At 70.4% G+C, this 15,317-nt stretch carries 11 protein-coding genes and 1 riboswitch; of the genes, 5 read left to right on the plus strand and 6 right to left on the minus strand.

What is annotated here, in order from left to right:
* Positions 1-8: 8 nt before the first annotated feature.
* The 5 genes from OG422_RS21315 to OG422_RS21335 form a co-directional block, all read right to left on the minus strand.
* Positions 9-1,067: a ribonucleotide-diphosphate reductase subunit beta gene (locus tag OG422_RS21315; RefSeq protein ID WP_143940730.1), complete on the minus strand. Its 1,059-nt coding sequence runs from the start codon at positions 1,065-1,067 to the stop codon at positions 9-11.
* Positions 1,067-3,493, minus strand: coding sequence for a ribonucleoside-diphosphate reductase subunit alpha (locus tag OG422_RS21320; protein ID WP_143940729.1), 2,427 nt, complete (start codon positions 3,491-3,493; stop codon positions 1,067-1,069). Before OG422_RS21320 ends, OG422_RS21315 begins: the two co-directional genes overlap by 1 nt.
* Positions 3,494-3,658: 165 nt before the next feature.
* A riboswitch (cobalamin riboswitch) is annotated at positions 3,659-3,824 on the minus strand.
* A 173-nt stretch (positions 3,825-3,997) separates the two neighbouring features.
* Positions 3,998-5,662 carry a monocarboxylate uptake permease MctP gene (gene mctP / locus OG422_RS21325; RefSeq protein WP_405747940.1) on the minus strand — a complete coding sequence of 555 codons (1,665 nt, stop codon included), beginning with the start codon at positions 5,660-5,662 and terminating at the stop codon, positions 3,998-4,000.
* A complete protein-coding gene (locus OG422_RS21330) occupies positions 5,662-5,922 on the minus strand; it encodes a DUF3311 domain-containing protein (RefSeq protein WP_143940728.1) in 261 nt (86 codons plus the stop codon). Before OG422_RS21330 ends, mctP begins: the two co-directional genes overlap by 1 nt.
* Before the next feature lie 163 nt (positions 5,923-6,085).
* On the minus strand, positions 6,086-6,847 hold the full coding sequence (locus tag OG422_RS21335; RefSeq protein ID WP_405744435.1) for a GntR family transcriptional regulator: 762 nt from the start codon (positions 6,845-6,847) through the stop codon (positions 6,086-6,088).
* A gap of 281 nt (positions 6,848-7,128) precedes the next feature.
* Here OG422_RS21335 and OG422_RS21340 point away from each other — a divergent pair, with 281 nt between their 5' ends.
* The 4 genes from OG422_RS21340 (at position 7,129) to OG422_RS21355 (ending at position 11,915) form a co-directional block, all read left to right on the plus strand.
* Positions 7,129-8,358 (plus strand): extracellular solute-binding protein, encoded by a 1,230-nt coding sequence (locus OG422_RS21340; RefSeq protein ID WP_405747942.1) that lies wholly within the window; start codon positions 7,129-7,131, stop codon positions 8,356-8,358.
* 149 nt (positions 8,359-8,507) lie between these two features.
* Positions 8,508-9,497 carry a carbohydrate ABC transporter permease gene (locus tag OG422_RS21345; protein ID WP_405744438.1) on the plus strand — a complete coding sequence of 330 codons (990 nt, stop codon included), beginning with the start codon at positions 8,508-8,510 and terminating at the stop codon, positions 9,495-9,497.
* On the plus strand, positions 9,494-10,324 hold the full coding sequence (locus tag OG422_RS21350) for a carbohydrate ABC transporter permease (RefSeq protein ID WP_143940724.1): 831 nt from the start codon (positions 9,494-9,496) through the stop codon (positions 10,322-10,324). The genes OG422_RS21345 and OG422_RS21350 overlap by 4 nt, the downstream gene beginning before the upstream one ends.
* Before the next feature lie 10 nt (positions 10,325-10,334).
* Positions 10,335-11,915, plus strand: a complete 1,581-nt coding sequence (locus OG422_RS21355) for a glycoside hydrolase family 3 protein (RefSeq protein WP_405744441.1) — start codon at positions 10,335-10,337, stop codon at positions 11,913-11,915.
* A gap of 76 nt (positions 11,916-11,991) precedes the next feature.
* On the opposite strand, the gene nagB is transcribed toward OG422_RS21355, so the two are convergent.
* On the minus strand, positions 11,992-12,774 hold the full coding sequence (gene nagB, locus OG422_RS21360; RefSeq protein WP_405744443.1) for a glucosamine-6-phosphate deaminase: 783 nt from the start codon (positions 12,772-12,774) through the stop codon (positions 11,992-11,994).
* Between the two features lie 931 nt (positions 12,775-13,705).
* Here nagB and OG422_RS21365 point away from each other — a divergent pair.
* Positions 13,706-15,175, plus strand: a complete 1,470-nt coding sequence (locus OG422_RS21365; protein ID WP_143940721.1) for a sensor histidine kinase — start codon at positions 13,706-13,708, stop codon at positions 15,173-15,175.
* Positions 15,176-15,317: the final 142 nt, after the last annotated feature.

Here is a 15,317-nt window from a genome sequence, read left to right on the forward strand (position 1 = left end):
TGTGTGTCCTAGAAGTCGTCGTCGAACGAGACCGAGCCCTCGACGGCGACCTGGTAGGCCGACGCCCGGCGCTCGAAGAAGTTCGTCAGCTCCTGGACGTTCTGCAGCTCCATGAAGGAGAACGGGTTCTCCGAGCCGAAGACCGGCGCGAAGCCCAGCCGCTGGAGCCGCTGGTCGGCGACGCACTGCAGGTACTCACGCATCGACGCGGTGTTCATGCCCGGCAGGCCCTCACCGCACAGGTCGTGCGCGAACTGCAGCTCCGCCTCGACGGCCTCCTTGAGCATCGCGACGACCTGCTGCTCCAGCTCCGCGTCGAAGAGCTCCGGCTCCTCGTTGCGGACGGTGTCGACGACCGAGAACGCGAAGTCCATGTGCATCGTCTCGTCGCGGAACACCCAGTTGGTGCCGGTGGCCAGACCGTGCAGCAGGCCGCGGGAGCGGAACCAGTACACGTAGGCGAACGCGCCGTAGAAGAACAGGCCCTCGATGCAGGCGGCGAAGCAGATGAGGTTGAGGAGGAAGCGGCGGCGGTCGGCCTGGGACTCCAGGCGGTCGATGGACTCGACGGAGTCCATCCACTTGAAGCAGAACTCCGCCTTCTCCCGGATGGACGGGATCTTCTCGACGGCGGCGAACGCGGCGGCGCGGTCGTCCGGGTCGGGCAGGTAGGTGTCGAGCAGCGTCAGATAGAACTGGACGTGCACGGCCTCCTCGAAGAGCTGACGGCTCAGATAGAGCCGCGCCTCGGGGGAGTTGATGTGCTTGTACAGCGTCAGCACCAGGTTGTTGGAGACGATCGAGTCACCGGTGGCGAAGAACGCCACCAGGCGGCCGATCAGGTGCTGCTCGCCCGGGGAGAGCTTGGCGAGGTCGGTGACGTCGGAGTGGAGGTCGACCTCCTCGACGGTCCAGGTGTTCTTGATCGCGTCGCGGTAGCGGTCGTAGAAGTCCGGGTACCGCATGGGCCGCAGGGTCAGCTCGAAGCCCGGGTCGAGGAGGTTCTTCGTGCCGGTGGTGGCGGTGTGGGCCGCGGCGGCGTTGGGGGTGAGGGTGGTGTCGGGCATTACTGGCAGGCCTCGCAGGACTCGGGGTTTTCCAGGGAGCAGGCGACCGCTTCGGGGTCGGTCACCGGCAGCTGAGCGGGGACGGCCGCGCGGGCGGACTGCGCGATCCGGGTCGCCGGACGCGAGCGCAGGTAGTACGTGGTCTTGATGCCGCGCTTCCAGGCGTAGGCGTACATCGAGCTGAGCTTGCCGATGGTCGGCGACGCCATGAAGAGGTTCAGCGACTGGCTCTGGTCGAGGTAGGGCGTGCGGGCCGCGGCCATGTCGATCAGCGCGCGCTGCGGGATCTCCCAGGCGGTGCGGTACAGCGCCCGGGTCTCCTCGGGGATCCAGGGGACGTCCTGGACCGAGCCGTTGGCGTCGCGCAGCGCGTCCCGGGTGCGGGCGTCCCACAGCCCCAGCGCCTTCAGCTCCTCGATCAGGTACGCGTTGACCTGGAGGAACTCGCCGGAGAGGGTTTCGCGCTTGAAGAGGTTGGAGACCTGCGGCTCGATGCACTCGTAGACGCCCGCGATGGAGGCGATCGTCGCGGTCGGGGCGATGGCCAGCAGCAGCGAGTTGCGCATACCGGTCTCGGCGACGCGGGCGCGCAGCGCGGCCCAGCGGTCCGCCCAGAGCGGTTCGGCGTCCGGGTAGTGGTCGGGGTGGAGCACCCCGCGGGCGGTACGGGTCGCCGACCACGCCTGGTGCGGGCCGTGCCGCTCGGCGAGGTCCGCGGACGCCTCGTAGGCGGCGAGCATGATCCGCTCGGAGATCCGGGTGGACAGCGCACGCGCCTCGGGCGAGTCGAACGGCAGCCGCAGCCGGAAGAAGACGTCCTGGAGGCCCATCAGGCCCAGACCCACCGGCCGCCAGCGGGAGTTGGAGGCCGCCGCCTGCTCGGTCGGGTAGAAGTTGATGTCCACCACGCGGTCGAGGAAGGTGACGGCGGTGCGGACGGTGGCGTCCAGCCGCTCCCAGTCCATCGCGTCCTCCCACCCGGCGGCGGGGTCGCCGAGGTGCGCCGCGAGGTTGACCGAACCGAGGTTGCAGACCGCGGTCTCGCCGTCGTCGGTGACCTCCAGGATCTCCGTGCAGAGGTTGGAGGAGTGGACGACCTTGCCGGGCTCGGCGGTCTGGTTGGCGGTGCGGTTGGCGTGGTCCTTGAAGGTCATCCAGCCGTTGCCGGTCTGCGCCAGGGTGCGCATCATCCGGGAGTACAGCACCCGCGCCGGGACCTGCTTGGTGGCGCGGCCCTCGGCCTCCGCCGTGCGGTACGCGGCGTCGAACTCGTCGCCCCACAGGTCGACCAGCTCCGGGGCGTCCGAGGGGGAGAACAGCGACCAGTCGGCGTCGGCCTCGACGCGGCGCATGAACTCGTCGGGGATCCAGTGCGCGATGTTGAGGTTGTGGGTGCGCCGCGCCTCCTCGCCGGTGTTGTCGCGCAACTCCAGGAACTCCTCGATGTCCGCGTGCCAGGTCTCCAGGTAGACGCAGGCGGCGCCCTTGCGACGCCCGCCCTGGTTGACCGCCGCGACCGAGGCGTCCAGGGTCCGCAGGAACGGCACGATGCCGTTGGAGTGCCCGTTGGTGCCGCGGATCAGCGAACCGCGGGCCCGGATACGGGAGTACGAGAGGCCGATGCCACCGGCGTGCTTGGAGAGCCGGGCGACCTGGTGGTAGCGGTCGTAGATCGAGTCCAGCTCGTCCAGCGGCGAGTCCAGCAGATAGCAGGACGACATCTGCGGGTGGCGGGTGCCGGAGTTGAAGAGGGTGGGGGAGGAGGGCAGGTACGACAGCGAGCTGGTCAGGCGGAACAGCTCGGCGACGTCGGCCAGCGCCCGCGCCGAGTCGTTCTCGGCCAGACCGCAGGCGACCCGGAGCAGGAAGTGCTGCGGGGTCTCGATGACCTGCCGGGTGGTGGGGTGGCGCAGCAGGTAGCGGGAGTGGACGGTGCGCAGCCCGAAGTAGCCGAACCGGTCGTCGGCGCCGTCGGCCAGCGCCCGGGTGACGAGGGCGTCCAGCTCCTCGGCGTGGGTGGCGACGAAAGCGGCGGTGGAGTCGGAGATCAGGCCCTCGCGGTGGCCGGCGGCGACCGACGCGGAGAACGAGACGGCGCCCTCGCGCGCGGCCTCCTCGGCGATGGCGAGGGTGAGCAGCCGCGCGGCGAGCTTGGAGTACTGAGGCTCGTCGCCGATCAGACCGGCGGCGGCGTCGATCGCCAGCTCCCGCAGCCCGGCCTCGTCGGAGCCGGGGTGGCGGCCGCGGAGCGCGGCGGCGGCGATCTTGCCGGGGTCGGTGGCCGTCAGGTCGGCGGTCAGCTCGGTCAGGGTGCGCAGCAGGGCGGTGCCGGGCGGGTCCTGGCCTGGGGCGTCGGCGGGGAACGTGGCCGTCTCAAGCGCTGCGGCCTCGGCGTCGGTCGCGGACTGCGGTGGCGCGGTGGTCACGTGGTGCTCTCCCTCACTCGGCGGGGGCCGGAGGGAGGCGCGACGGACGTCCACGGCGGGCGGCGGCGCCCGGCGGCACACAGGGGCGCTCGGGCGCGCGGAGGCCCGCGCGGCGTCCACCGGCCCATCCCTCGGGGCCCGGACATCTCGACGTCCGGACCAGGGCGGCGCGGACGTACCATCGGCAGGTCTTCGGACTCACGGGGCGCACGCCGATCAGGCGATATCGGGGGATATCTGCGCTCTCGTACACCATTGCGGGACAGTTCCGGACTCACACCGGATTCCCCTGCGGCGACAGCGAGGACGAGCATACATGTGGTGGTGGGCTCTTGGGTGCACCCCCATATCTAGTGCGGTGTGGTGAGGGATGGGTGGCTGTCAGTGGTCTCGGGTCGGCCGAGCCGTGCCACGACTGGGCGAGCGGGCCTTCGCCCCGAACAACAGGCCGCCGCGTCCCGGAAGGAACACGGCGGCCTGCGGGGAGAGGTCGCGTCCGCGACGTCAGCGGCCCGCCGGAACGTCCGCCGTCGCGGGCGGCAGATCCGGCGTGACGCCCTTGTCGCCGGCGTCCGCGGTGTAGTCGCCGGGGCTGGTCTCGTCGATGCCGTCGGGGGCCTTGAGTGCGCGCAGGACGACGGTCAGGACGACCGTCACCACGACGTTGAGGACGAACGCCGTCAGGCCGATGTAGCCGATCTGGCCGATGCCGGGGATCTCCGCGCTGGAGCCGCCGAAGTGGGCCTGCGTCGGGCTCGCCACGCCGTAGGCGGCGAGCGTGCCGTAGGCCATGCCGACCGCCCAGCCGGCCAGCAGCGCCCAGCGGTGGAACCACCGGGTGAACAGGCCGCCGACCAGCGACGGCATCGTCTGGAGGATCCAGATGCCGCCCAGCAGCTGGAAGTTGATCGCCACGGTCTTGTCCATGCTGAGCACGAAGACCAGCGCGCCGACCTTCACCAGCAGCGACACCAGCTTGGCGACCTTGTGCTCCTGCTCGGGCGTGGCGCCGGGCCGCAGGAAGTCCTTGTAGACGTTGCGGGTGAAGAGGTTCGCCGCGGCGATGGACATGATCGCGGCGGGCACCAGCGCGCCGATGCCGATCGCGGCGAACGCCACGCCCGAGAACCAGCTCGGGAACATGTCCTCGAAGAGCTGCGGGATGGCGAGTTGGGCGTTGCCGTGGGTCTCCGTGCCCGCCTTGATCGCCATGAAGCCGAGCAGCGCGAGGAAGCCCAGCATCAGCGAGTACAGCGGCAGGATCGTGGTGTTGCGGCGGATCACATTGCGGCTGCGGGAGGAGAGCGTCGCGGTGATCGAGTGCGGATACATGAACAGCGCGAGCGCCGAGCCGAGCGCCAACGTGGCGTACGCCCACTGGCTGTTCGGGCCGCTCGCCAGCTCACCGCGCGGTTTGCCGGTCGGGCCCGGTTCGGCGAACGCCTTGCCCGCCGCGTGGAAGATCGCGTCGAAACCGCCGAGCTTGATCGGGATGTAGATGATCGCGACGGCGATGACCAGGTAGATCAGCCCGTCCTTGACGAACGCGATCAGCGCCGGGGCGCGCAGCCCCGAGGAGTAGGTGTACGCGGCGAGCACCGCGAACGCGATCAGCAGCGGCAGGTCCTTGACGAACCAGTTGGTGTTCTCGCCGCCGCCGACGCCCATCACGTCCAGGACCGCCTGGATGCCGACGAGTTGGAGGGCGATGTACGGCATCGTCGCCAGGATGCCGGTCAGTGCGACGGCCAGCGACAGGCCCTTCGAGCCGAAGCGCCCGCGCACGAAGTCGGAGGTGGTGACGTAGCCGTGCTTGTGCGAGACGGACCAGAGGCGGGGCAGGAAGGTGAAGATCATCGGGTACACGAGGATCGTGTACGGCACGGCGAAGAAGCCGGACGCGCCCGCCGCGTAGATCGCCGCCGGGACGGCCACGAAGGTGTACGCGGTGTAGAGGTCGCCGCCGAGCAGGAACCACGTCACCCAGGTGCCGAAACTCCGGCCGCCCAGCCCCCATTCGTCGAGGCTGGCGGACTGCTCGGCCTTGCGCCAGCGGGCCGCGAGGAAGCCCATGACGGTGACGGCGATGAAGAAGAGGACGAAGACGGTGAGGGCGACGCCGTTGACGCCGTCGGTGCCGGATACGGCGAGCGCGGAGGAGGGGAGCATCACGTGGCCGCACCGCCCTTACGGGCGCGGTTCTCCCGCTGGACCAGCTTGTACGCGATCATCGTCAGCGCCGTGGAGATCAGCACCCACAGCATCTGGTACCAGTAGAAGAACGGGATGCCGATGAGCGTCGGCTCGATCTTCGCGTACGAACCCACCCAGAGCATCGCCACGAACGGAGCGATCAGGCACAGTCCGGCCACCACACGTGTCGGTGTGACGACCTGTCTGGAAGTGGGTGTTCCGTCGTGCTCTGTCATGGCGGCTCCGTCCCTGGCGCTCTCCTGCGATGGGCTGGAAATCTATGGCAGGGCCGCGTCAGCCGTCACTAGGTGTCCGCATATCGGTACGGCAACGGCGGCCATCGGAGCGTCCCTTGGGGCGCGCGGGAGGCCGCCGTGCGCCCGTCGGACGCCGCGTACGTCACTCCACCGGGCGGCTCAGCCGGGCGACGAACTTGTAGCGGTCGCCGCGGTAGACCGAGCGGACCCACTCCACCGGACGGCCCTGTGCATCGCGCGAATGGCGGGAGAGCATCAGCATCGGCAGACCGACATCCGCACCGAGCAGCCCGGCCTCGCGGGGCGTGGCCAGCGACGTCTCGATGGTCTCCTCCGCCTCGGCGAGCCGCACGTCGTACACCTCGGCCAGCGCGGTGTAGAGCGAGGTGTACTTGACGAGGTTGCGACGCAGCGCGGGGAAGCGCTTGGCGGACAGATGGGTGATCTCGATGGCCATCGGCTCACCGCTGGCCAGCCGCAGCCGCTCGATGCGCAGCACCCGCCCGCCGGTGGCGATGTCCAGCAGCCCGGCCAGCCGGTCGTCGGCGGTGACATAGCCGATGTCCAGCAACTGGGAGGCGGGCTCCAGACCCTGGGCGCGCATGTCCTCGGTGTACGAGGTGAGTTGCAGTGCCTGGGAGACCTTCGGCTTGGCGACGAAGGTGCCCTTGCCCTGGATGCGCTCCAGCCGCCCCTCGACCACCAGCTCCTGGAGGGCCTGGCGGACCGTGGTGCGGGAGGTGTCGAACTCCGCGGCCAGCGCCCGCTCCGGCGGCACCGGTGTGCCCGGCGGCAGCGTTTCGGTGATCTCCAGCAAGTGCCTTTTGAGGCGGTAATACTTGGGTACGCGGGCGCTGCGTGTGGCCGTCGTGCCGTTCTCCGTGCTGCCCCCGTCGGTCTGCATGACCCGCCCTTCCGCCCTGTGTTCCGCTGCCGTCACCGGCTCCTCCGTACCTTGCGCCTCACATCGTGGCACGGGCGTGGTCGCCGGGCCCTTCCGAGGGCCCGCACCCGGCAGATGTCGGTCCGGTAACGGAGCCGACAGCGACTCTTATACACCCTTGACACCCCAAAAGGTCTAGGCCAAGCTGCGGGGCACTGGTCTAAACCATTAAAGACCGCACCCGGCCTCTAGGGGAGAGCGCAATGAAGCGTGGGCTCATAGCAGCGACCGCGGTCGCGGGAATGCTGATGAGTGTCGCTGCCTGTGGGTCCAGCGACGGCAGCGGTAACGGCGCGGACGGCTTCAAGGGCCAGAAGCTGACCGTGTGGGTGATGTCCGGCTCCAATCCGTCGCAGTGGACGGCCCAGGTCTCCAAGGAATTCGAGCAGAAGACCGGCGCCACCGTCGACTTCAAGGTCCAGCAGTGGGACGGCATCCAGCAGAAGCTGACGACCGCCCTGTCCGAGGACAGTCCGCCCGACGTCGTCGAGATCGGCAACACCCAGACCGCCGCCTACGCCAAGGCAGGCGCCCTGCTCGACCTCGGCGACCTCAAGAAGCAGATCGGCGCCGACTGGAGCGACTCCTTCAACAAGGCGGCGATGGCCGACGGGAAGCAGTACGCGCTCCCGTGGTACGCCGGCAACCGCGTCGTGATGTACAACAAGAAGATCTGGGCGAAGGCCGGGATCAAGGACCTCCCGACGACGCGCACCGAGCTGTTCAAGGCGTTCGACACCATCAAGAAGAAGACCGACGCCGAACCGCTCTACCTGCCCGGCCAGAACTGGTACTTCTTCGACGGCCTGACCATCGGCACCGGCGCCGACCTCGTCAAGAAGAGCGGCGGCAAGTGGGTCTCCAACCTCGCCGACCCCAAGGTCGCCAAGGCGATGGACATCTACAAGACCTACCAGTCCTTCAGTGACGCCCCCAAGAACAAGGACGAGGCGACGCCGCAGCAGGCCGAGGTCTTCGCCAAGGGCAAGACCGGCGCGATCATCGCCATGGGCTACGAGGCGGCCACCGCCGTCAAGGCCAACCCGGACATCAAGCAGGACATCGGCTTCTTCACCCTCCCCGGTGAGACCGCCGGCAAGCCCGAGGGCGTCTTCCTCGGCGGCTCCAACTTCGCGGTCGCCGGCGGCAGCACCGAACAGGACCTCGCCAAGGAATTCCTCAAGGTCGCGCTGTCGAAGAAGAACGACGCGCAGATGGTCAAGGAGGTCGGCTGGAGCCCCAAGTCCCCCGACCTGGCGAGCGCCGCGAAGGGCAACCCGGCGGCCGAGGCGGCGGCCCCCGCCGCCGCGAAGTCCGGCGGCACCACCCCGCTCATCCCGGAGTGGGCGGCCGTCGAGAACGTCCCGAACCCGATCAAGAACTACATGACCGCCGTGCTGAACGGACAGACCGCGGACGACGCCGCCAAGGCCGTCGAGCCGGAGATCAACAAGCGGCTCGCCCAGCAGTAGGGCGACGGCCACCGAAGGGGCGCCGCCCGTCCGGGGGCGCCCCTTCGCGGACCCGGCACACCCGGTCCCTCCGTACGCCCGGCCGCCCCCGGCCCGTACGGAGGCACCGCCAACGCGCGCGACATCGGTACGAAGGGGAGCGAACGGCCATGGCAGTGCAGCTCGACGACGCGGTGGACAAGAGGGCGCCGCGCATCGGCAAGGGCGGTGCGCCGCCGTCCGGCCGCGCCACCGGCACCCGGCGGACCCGCACCGGCAGAGCCACGCCCTATCTGCTGCTGCTCCCCGCGCTGCTCGCCACCGCCGTCTTCCTCGGCTGGCCGATGGTCCGCAACGTCCTGCTCTCCTTCCAGACCCTCAACATGAAGGAGCTGATCCAGCACCTGACGGTCTGGAACGGCACCGGAAACTTCCAGGAGATCCTGGGCAACGAGGAGTTCTGGCGGGTCACCCTCCGCACGCTTGTCTTCACCGCCGTCAACGTCGTCCTGATCATGGCGCTGGGCGTCCTCATCGGCCTGCTCCTCGCCCGGCTGGGCACGAAGATGCGGCTGACGCTTTCCGTCGCGCTGGTGCTGGCCTGGGCGATGCCCGTCATCGCCGCCACCACCGTCTTCCAGTGGCTCTTCGACTCCCGCTACGGCGTCGTCAACTGGGTCCTCGACCAACTCGGCTGGCACGCCATGGCCCACTACGACTGGGTCGGTACCCAGCTCTCCACCTTCTTCGTCATCACCCTGCTGATCGTCTGGCAGTCCCTGCCGTTCGTGGCGCTCAACCTCTACGCCGCGACCACCACCATCCCCAAGGAGCTGTACGAGGCGGCCCGGATGGACGGCGCCGGGACCTGGAAGGTCTTCACCACCGTGACCTTCCCCTTCCTCAAGCCGTTCTTCCTCGCCACGACGTTCCTTGAGGTCATCTGGGTCTTCAAGGCGTTCCCGCAGATCTTCGCCATCAACAAGGGCGGCCCGGACCGGCTCACCGAGACCCTGCCGATCTACGCGTTCACCGAGGGCGTCGGCAACCTCCACTTCGGCATGGGCGCCGCGATCTCGCTGCTCACCATCGCCGTGCTGCTCGCCATGACCGCGTACTACCTGCGTCTGACGCTCAAGCAAGAGGAGGGCGAGCTGTGAAGCGCTCGCTCGCCGGCCGGATCTGGCCCAACGCGACGGCGGTCGCCCTCGCCCTCGGCTTCGTCTTCCCCGTCTACTGGATGTTCAACACGGCGTTCAAGCCGACCGGCGACATCCTCAGCGACGTCCCCGTGTGGTTCCCGCTGCACGGCACCTTCGCGCACTTCGCGACCGCCGTGGGCGCCCCCGACTTCTGGACGCTGGCGGGCAACTCCGTCCTCGTCACCGCCCTTGCCGTCGGCCTCTCCCTGCTCATCGCGCTCTGCGCCGCCTTCGCGCTGACCCGGATGCGGTTCACGGGCCGCAAGACGACGCTGCTGGTCTTCATGGTCGCGCAGATGGCGCCGTGGGAGGTCATGGTCATCTCGATCTACATGATCGTCCGCGACGCCGACATGCTGAACAGTCTCGTCCCGCTGACCGCCTTCTACATGCTGATGGTGCTGCCCTTCACCCTCCTGACGCTGCGCGGTTACGTCGCCGCCGTACCCAAGGAGCTGGAGGAGTCCGCGATGGTCGACGGCTGCTCGCGCCGCCAGGCGTTCACCAAGGTCGTCTTCCCGCTGCTCGCCCCCGGTCTGATGGCCACCTCCCTCTTCGGTTTCATCACCGCCTGGAACGAGTTCCCGCTCGTCCTCGTCCTCAACAAGGAACCGGCCAAGGGGACCCTGCCGCTGTGGCTGTCGCAGTTCCAGAGCCAGTTCGGCGACGACTGGGGCGCCACCATGGCCGCCGCGTCGATCTTCGCCGTGCCGATTCTGGTCCTCTTCCTCTTCCTCCAGCGCAAGGCCGTCGGCGGCCTCACCTCCGGCGCCGTGAAGGGATGACCCGGACCCCATGAGCACCACCCGTACCCGCGCGGCCACCGACACCCTCACCCGCGACGCGCTCACCGTCCTCCAGCCCGGCTTCCGTGGGACCACCGCCCCCGACTGGGTGCTGCGCCGCCTCGACGAGGGCCTCGCCGCCGTCGCCGTCTTCGGCCGCAACGTCGAGAGTCCGGACCGGCTCGCCGCCCTGACCGCGCAGTTGCGCGCCGTACGCGACGACGTCCTGGTCGCCGTGGACGAGGAGGGCGGCGACGTCACCCGCCTGGAGGTGCGCACCGGATCCTCCTACCCGGGCAACCTCGCGCTCGGCGCCGTCGACGACCCCGCGCTCACCCGCGCCGTCGCCCGGGACCTGGGCCGCCGCCTCGCCGCCTGCGGTATCCACCTCAACTGGGCGCCCTGTGCGGACGTCAATTCCGACCCGGGCAACCCCGTCATCGGAGTCCGCTCGTTCGGCGACGACCCGGCGCTGGTCGCCCGGCACACCGCCGCCTACGTCGACGGCCTCCAGTCCGCCGGGGTCGCCGCCTGCACCAAGCACTTCCCCGGCCACGGCGACACCGCCGTCGACTCCCACCACGACATGCCGCGCGTCGGCGTCGACCTCGCGACGCTCCGGGAGCGGGAGCTGGTGCCGTTCCGCGCCGCCGTCGCCGCGGGCACCCGGGCGGTCATGAGTGCGCACATCCTGCTGCCCGCCCTGGACCCGGTCCGCCCGGCCACCCTCAGCCCGGCCGCCCTGCACGGTCTGCTGCGGGCCCCCGAGGCCGAGGGCGGCCTCGGCTTCGACGGGCTGATCGTCACCGACGGCATCGAGATGCGCGCCATCTCCGCCGCCTACGGCATCGAACGCGGCAGCGTCCTGGCCCTCGCCGCCGGCGCCGACGCGCTCTGCGTGGGCGGCGGACTCTCGGACGAGGAGACCGTGCTGCGGCTGCGCGACGCGCTGGTACGGGCGGTCCGTGACGGTGACCTGCCGGAGGAGCGGCTGGCGGATGCCGCGGCACGGGTGCGCGCCTTGGCGGAGTGGGTCCGAGGGGCCGGGGGCGCGGGCGCCGGGGCTTCGGGCGCTTCGATTCCGGGCGCGGGCGCGGAGGAGGGGGCCGCGCCCGCACCCGGGCTGATTGCCGCCCGCCGTGCGCTGCGCCGCACCGCCCGGGAGCCGTTCACCCCGCTCACCGAGCCGGTGCACGTCGCCGCGTTCACGCCCGTCGCCAACGTCGCCGTCGGCGACGAGACCCCCTGGGGCGTCGCCGCCGAGCTGACCCGGCTGCTGCCCGGCACCACCACGACCGTGTACGGCGCCGAGCGGGCCACCGCCGAGGGCACCGAGCAGCTGGTCGCCGCGCTGCTCACCGGGGCCGGGCGGCGCCGCGTGGTCGCCGTGGTCCGCGACGCACACCGGCACCCCTGGATGGCCGGGGCGCTCACCACCCTGGTGGCCGCCCGCCCCGACACCGTCGTCATCGAGATGGGCGTACCGCAGGCGCCGCCGTGCGGGGCGCTCCACCTCGCCACCCACGGCGCCGCCCGGGTCTGTGCCCGCGCCGCGGCCGAGGCGCTGACGGGCGCAGCGGCCGAGGGCTGACCCGGCCGCCACAGACCGACGGCCGGGACGCCCCCGCGTGGGGGGAGCGTCCCGGCCGTCGCCGTGTCCCGATCGTCTACAGGCCCTGCCACTCCGGCTTGGCCGCGTACGTCGCCCGGAAGTAGTCCGTGAGCTTCAGCTCCGACGCGGCGGCCTCGTCGACCACGACCGTGGCGTGCGGGTGCAGCTGGAGCGCGGAGGCGGGCACCACCGCGGCGACCGGGCCCTCGACCGCCTGTGCCACGGCGTGCGCCTTGCCCGCGCCGGTCGCCAGCAGTACCAGGTGGCGCGCCTCCAGAATCGTGCCGATGCCCTGCGTGATGACGTGGTGCGGCACCTCGTCGAGGCTGTCGAAGAACCGCGCGTTGTCCTCGCGGGTCTGCCGCGTCAGCGTCTTGATACGGGTGCGCGAGGCGAGCGAGGAGCACGGTTCGTTGAAGCCGATGTGCCCGTCGGTGCCGATCCCGAGGATCTGGAGGTCCACCCCGCCGGCCGCCCGCAGCGCCTCGTCGTACGCCGTGCAGGCCGCCGGGATGTCGTCGGCGGAACCGTCGGGTCCCAGGAAGGAACCCTTATCGATGCCCAGCGGTTCGACGACCTCGCGCAGCACCACCGAACGGTACGACTCGGGGTGCCCGGCGGGCAGCCCGACGTACTCGTCGAGCTGGCAGACGCGGACCCGCGAGGCGTCCACCGCCCCGGATGCGACCTGCGCGGCGAGCGCTTCGTAGATGGGCAGCGGGGTCGAGCCGGTGGCGACACCGAGCAGCGCGTCGGGCTTGCGGCGCACCAGGGCGGCGAGGGCGTCGGCGATGAGCGAGCCGCCTGCCGTGGCGTCCGGAACGATGACAACTTCCACGCGTGGCCTGCCGTTCTGAAGAATGGGGTCTGGTGGTATAGACCAATCTATCAGAGGGGGCGCCCCCGGGCCCGGCTCACGAAGATCGTCTTCGCGCCCGCGAAACGGCATCGAATTCCCGGCCCATTCGCGGGTTCCACCGTCCGTACCGAACCCTCCACGCTCCGTTTATTCACCACCCGGTCCTCGCCGTTCGGAATTCCGTAATTCCCTTACGGGAAAGGGAAAATGGAGGCGGCGCCGGAAAAGGGGGGCGGGAAAGCGCCGGGCCGGAAATAGAGTGCGCCGCCGGGCCCTGTCCGACGGGGAACGGGCCGGCCCGGCGACGCACCTGAGCGGTCGCCCGGGGGGAAGCAGGCGGGCGACCGAGTGGGGAGGTCACGTGGTGACGCGCCTCCAGCATGGGCGCGCGGAATCAAAAGGCCGTCAACGGGGGATCAACGCCAGATCCGCCCTGCCCCACCCCGGGCAACAGGGCGCCGTCATGGCTTCGCTTGGGGGCGTCCGGCCGACCGTGCGGCGCATCCGGGCCCGAAAACACCCGCGGGCCGCGGCGCCTGGACAGGACCCTCAGCCTGTCCGGCACCGCAGCCCGGAGCTACATCGGCCGGTTCCGTAGGGCGGTCGGGCACCCCGAGTGCGGTAGGGGTGGCGCCCGCCCGGGAACCGGTCGATCGGAGACCGTCGCGTAGTCAGGGCAGAGAACGCGCCGGTCTCGATCCACCCTCCTGTGCGGGGAGGGCGGAAGTCTGTAGCAGAAAACATTGTGGACTAGACCATTCTGATCTGTCCATGCCCATGCGGGACCAAAGATCCGTGCCGCCGGGCCGCCCGCCCGCACGGTACGGCCACCCCAAGGGAAGCCCTCCGCGCGGAGAACACGGGAAGAACAGGGACACCGTACGCCGGTAGGCTCGCTGGCGTGCCCTCCATGAACGATCTCGTACGCCAGCACACCGCTCTGAGCGACTCCGACCTCGAGTGGCTGCACCTGCTCGTCTCGGAATGGCAGCTGCTGTCCGATCTGTCCTTCGCCGACCTGGTGCTCTGGGTGCCCACCCTCGACGGCACCCGCTATGTGTCGGTGGCCCAGATGCGGCCGAACACCGGGCCCACCTCCTACCAGGACGACATGGTCGGCCACCTCGTTCCACGGGGCCGCCGCCCGATGCTGGACTCCGCGCTGGACGAGGGGCGGATCGTCCGCGAGGGCGACCCGGAGTGGCGCGAGGAGGTGCCGGTCCGCGTCGAGTCCATCCCGGTCCGCCGCGAGGGCCGGGTGCTGGGCGTGATCGCCCGCAACACCAACCTCCTCACCGTCCGCACCCCGAGCCGCCTGGAGCTGACCTACCTCCAGAGCGCCTCCGACCTCGCCCAGATGATCGCTGCCGGAACGTTTCCGTTCCCGGCCCAGCAGGTCGACATGGACGCCTCACCGCGCGCCGGCGACGGCCTGATCAGGCTCGACGCGGACGGCGTCGTCCAGTACGCCAGCCCCAACGCGCTCTCCGCCTACCACCGCCTCGGCCTCGCCGCCGACCTGGTGGGCCATCACCTCGGCCGCACCACCGCCGAACTGGCGCCCGCCCGCGGCCCGGTGGACGAGGCACTGGTCAAACTGGCCAGCGGCTGGGCGCCGAGGGAGTTCGAGGTGGAGGGCGACGACGGCGTGATCCAGCTCCGGGCGATCCCGCTCAAGCCCAAGGGCACCCACAGCGGTTCGCTGGTGTTGCTGCGCGACGTCACCGAACTCCGCCGCCGCGAACGGGAATTGATCACCAAGGACGCCACCATCCGGGAGATCCACCACCGGGTGAAGAACAACCTCCAGACCGTCGCCGCGCTGCTGCGCCTCCAGTCCCGCCGGATGGACTCTGCCCAGGGCCGCGAGGCGCTCGACGAGGCGGTGCGCCGGGTCGGCTCGATCGCGATCGTCCACGAGACGCTGTCGCAGAATCTCGACGAACGCGTCCAGTTCGACGAGATCGCCGACCGGGTCCTCGCGATGGTCGCCGAAATCTCCCCCGGCAAGGTCTCCACCCGCCGCACCGGCCGCTTCGGCATCCTTGACGCCGAGGTCGCCACCCCGCTGTCGATGGTGCTGACCGAGATCCTGCAGAACGCCCTGGAGCACGCCTTCGACGAGGGGGAACAGGGCGCGGTCGAGGTGGGCGCGGTACGTGGCGGCAGCCGTACGGAGCCGCGGCTGCTGGTCACCGTCCAGGACAACGGCCGCGGTCTGCCCGAGGGCTTCGACCCGCACAGCGCCGGAAACCTGGGCCTTCAGATCGTACGGACCCTGGTGGAGGGGGAGTTGGGCGGCACGTTCGACATGGTGCGCGCCACCGAGGGCGGTACGCGGGTGCTCCTCGACGTACCGGTCCGGCCCGAGAAGAGCTGAACCGACCGGGCGCCGCGGCCACCGGGGGAGTGGTGCGGCGGTGGCCCGCACAGCAGTAAGCCCCGGACCACGAGGTGGTCCGGGGCTCAAAGCTCACGTTGCTCTGCGCATCGGGGGTACTGCGCGCTGCGGCTCGGGGGCC

Origin of the sequence: Streptomyces sp. NBC_01525 (assembly GCF_045040405.1) — a bacterium.
GTDB lineage: Bacteria > Actinomycetota > Actinomycetes > Streptomycetales > Streptomycetaceae > Streptomyces > Streptomyces benahoarensis.